This window comes from Collimonas silvisoli (assembly GCF_018305005.1).
Lineage (GTDB): Bacteria > Pseudomonadota > Gammaproteobacteria > Burkholderiales > Burkholderiaceae_D > Collimonas > Collimonas silvisoli.
In genome coordinates this window covers 1-2,598 of the sequence record NZ_JAGQEG010000206.1, presented here as the reverse complement: position 1 = coordinate 2,598, position 2,598 = coordinate 1, and the positions used below count along the sequence as shown (strand labels likewise).

Annotated in this window: 6 protein-coding genes; 2 read left to right on the top strand and 4 right to left on the bottom strand. The window is 49.7% G+C overall.

Annotated features, from left to right (window positions below; genetic code table 11):
* Positions 1-329 precede the first annotated feature (329 nt).
* The 4 genes from KHU33_RS25955 to KHU33_RS25945 are packed head-to-tail and all read right to left on the bottom strand — an operon-like array spanning position 330 to position 1,893.
* On the bottom strand, positions 330-959 hold the full coding sequence (locus KHU33_RS25955; protein WP_211468413.1) for a PoNe immunity protein domain-containing protein: 630 nt from the start codon (positions 957-959) through the stop codon (positions 330-332).
* Positions 940-1,074, bottom strand: coding sequence for a hypothetical protein (locus KHU33_RS26730; protein ID WP_268907151.1), 135 nt, complete (start codon positions 1,072-1,074; stop codon positions 940-942). Before KHU33_RS26730 ends, KHU33_RS25955 begins: the two co-directional genes overlap by 20 nt.
* A gap of 9 nt (positions 1,075-1,083) precedes the next feature.
* On the bottom strand, positions 1,084-1,389 hold the full coding sequence (locus tag KHU33_RS25950) for a hypothetical protein (RefSeq protein WP_211468411.1): 306 nt from the start codon (positions 1,387-1,389) through the stop codon (positions 1,084-1,086).
* Positions 1,390-1,401: 12 nt separating this feature from the next.
* Positions 1,402-1,893, bottom strand: coding sequence for a helix-turn-helix domain-containing protein (locus KHU33_RS25945; protein WP_211468409.1), 492 nt, complete (start codon positions 1,891-1,893; stop codon positions 1,402-1,404).
* 77 nt (positions 1,894-1,970) lie between these two features.
* Between KHU33_RS25945 and KHU33_RS25940 the strand changes: the two genes are divergently transcribed.
* Both KHU33_RS25940 and KHU33_RS25935 read left to right on the top strand, forming a co-directional pair.
* Positions 1,971-2,222, top strand: a complete 252-nt coding sequence (locus KHU33_RS25940) for a helix-turn-helix domain-containing protein (protein ID WP_211468407.1) — start codon at positions 1,971-1,973, stop codon at positions 2,220-2,222.
* A 118-nt stretch (positions 2,223-2,340) separates the two neighbouring features.
* Positions 2,341-2,598 (top strand): SDR family NAD(P)-dependent oxidoreductase (locus KHU33_RS25935; protein WP_211468405.1); only part of this gene is annotated, 258 nt, incomplete at its 3' end.

The following is a 2,598-nucleotide window of genomic DNA, read 5'->3' as shown; positions in this document are numbered from 1 at the left end:
ATTACAACTCAGTTCGTCCACATAGCGCCCTTGGGCAAATGGCACCGGACCAATTCCGGGTATTGCATCACAACGAAAACAGCGAAATTACTAACTTGCGATTGGTGCACTCAGCGGGGTAAGGTCACATTGCCGCTGGCATTGGTTTTAGAACCGGGCATAGCATCGCCTTGCGATACCCATACTGTTTGGCCTTGCAAATGCGGTGCATGCCACATTCCTGCTTGCGGGCAGATGTAGCCGGGGAAAGCTTTGAGAGTAGACCCTGGGAGACCGACTGGACCAGTCGCTCGCCCTTTTTCGCGTGCATATGCTACTAGATCCTTTGGTTAAAAAGTCATCTCGTGATAACTGCTGTCATCCAGTTCATACAAAATCGTTGCCAGCCCCGATTCAAACGACCAGTAGCCGAAATGGGTGGCAAACTGCCCTTTATGTCGGTTGTACCAGTAACAGTTTTTCATGCCTTTGTACCAGTTCTTCAGATACAACTGGATAGCCCCGACTCGGTCGCTACCATCGGGATTGACAGGATCGCCGCGCACAGCATCATAGAGATAGCTGTATGCCTTCGGATGGATCAAGCCGTCGCCTCGCGGCACGTCCGCTACTCCCATGCGGACGAACAGCGCCGCAATCAGCGGATCGCAGCCATCCTCTGGCTTGTAGCTAAACCAGGTGGCGATTTGCTGCACACGTTCAGTTTGGCCGAACAGCACTGCCAAGCCCAGCAACCAGAGAATGAACTGATAAGCATCCTGCTCCCTAAGAAACATCTTTTTTTCAGGAAATGCACTGTAGTGCCGGGCGAACTCGGCGAACATCTCATGTGCAGGTTCTTGCAGCGTTTCTATGGTTTCGCCTGCCGAGTAACGAAGGGTCAGGTACTCTAAACTAGAGTAACAGCGATCCCAACTTAAAAGACGTTGATGGTCGCGATCATGGTTGGGGGTCCGCAAGCTTCGCCAGTACGGAAGGCTTAAAAAAATTTGACCGGGGCCAATAGTCAATTTGCTCTTGATAAACCGCTTCCGTTAAAAACGGATCACGCTTGGTTTCTTCAAATGATTTCATCTTCATTCCTTAAGGTTTGATCGTGCTGATAGCGTTGGCCGCGCCATCAAGACGGGTGATCTGCTCAACCTTACCATCCGGTCCCACTAATATTAACCAACGGTCGTAACCTTCATCCTTGATATCTTCCGCTACTTTCGGGCTGACAGAATCAGACAATCGCGGTCGAACCCATTCATCACTCATCTGCGTCGCCGCAGGATAGCGTGTATAAGTTATACCCATCTCGACACATTTTGCGTTTATCGCTTCATCAAGAGGATAAAGTAAGATATTTGAAAGAGCTGGTGAACTAGGTGCACCGATAGCATGCACGAAGTGGCGATCTCATTGAGGTTTGTCTTTAGTAGAATTCTTGCGTCTTATATCGATCTTTTCGACACGAGATGCCATATCAAGAATAGATGAGCGACCTTGAGGAGTTGATTTAGCAAATAGGTCAATTAGCTTAGTTAGGTCGCCAGCATCAATCATTGCTTTGCCGCCGGTCCCTTGCGGCGGTACAAATTTATTGGCGTTGCTTTTTCTTTCAGCCACTATTTCGCTATCACCAAACTGCAGCTTTGCGGGTGACGATTTCAGAAGTTCAGCTAGCAACACAATTTTGTCTTGGCGCGGCATTGCCTGGCCATGCATATAGCGGCGTGCCATTTCATAGCTGATCGATAATTTGGCCTTGATGTCAGTCACCGTAATGGCGTGGTCTTTCATAGCTGCTTGAACGCGGCTGGCGAAACCCGGATATTTGCCCGGCATACCTTTGGATTCTTTGCTGTCTACCATAGGTAGCAGAATAGGCAAAACTTTTAGTTGTGTCACCGCAATTTTAAGTAGTTGTTAAAAACTACTTAAAGTAGTAATATCGGTTCAAATACTCTACTTTGAACCCACATCAAATGGCACAAATCCCCATCTCTAACCCGGTTTCCGAAGCAATCGATCATCTCGGCGGTGACAAAGCGGTCGCTAAACGTGCCGGACTGAAAACCACTTGGGCAGTCACGAAGTGGCGGACAAAACTACCCGCTGAGCGAACCATCTGGCTGGCCAAAGAAACCGGGTTCATTTACACACCACATATTTTGAATCCTGTGATTTATCCCAATCCGAAGGACGGCCTGCCGACAAAGAAGAAAACCCGGTCATGATCGGCCAATTCCGCCGTGCTAGTTCTCACACCCACATCAATTACCACTCATCTATTTAGAACAACTCTTTGAGAAAACCGTCCGCATTAACTGCACCGAAGATCAAAAGGAAAACAAAATGAGCCAACTTTCAACCTACTTCCCCCTCAAGAACAAGGTCGCGCTGATCACCGGTGCGGCACGCGGTATGGCGTTGCAGATCGCATGCGCGCTTTCCGCCGCCGGTGCGCGGCTGGCGATTCTGGATGGGCTGGAAAGAGAAGGGCGCATCATCACCGGGCTGCTCAACGACGGGCAAGCCAAAGCAAAATTCTGGCGACTCGATGTCAGCGACGGCAACGCGGTGCAGAGAGTGATCGCCGCTGTCGAGGCGCAT

Coding starts and splice junctions, on each gene's coding strand:
- KHU33_RS26730 (WP_268907151.1), bottom strand. CDS start 1,074: ATGAAATCATTTGAAGAAACCAAGCGTGATCCGTTTTTAACGGAAGCG.
- KHU33_RS25940 (WP_211468407.1), top strand. CDS start 1,971: ATGGCACAAATCCCCATCTCTAACCCGGTTTCCGAAGCAATCGATCAT.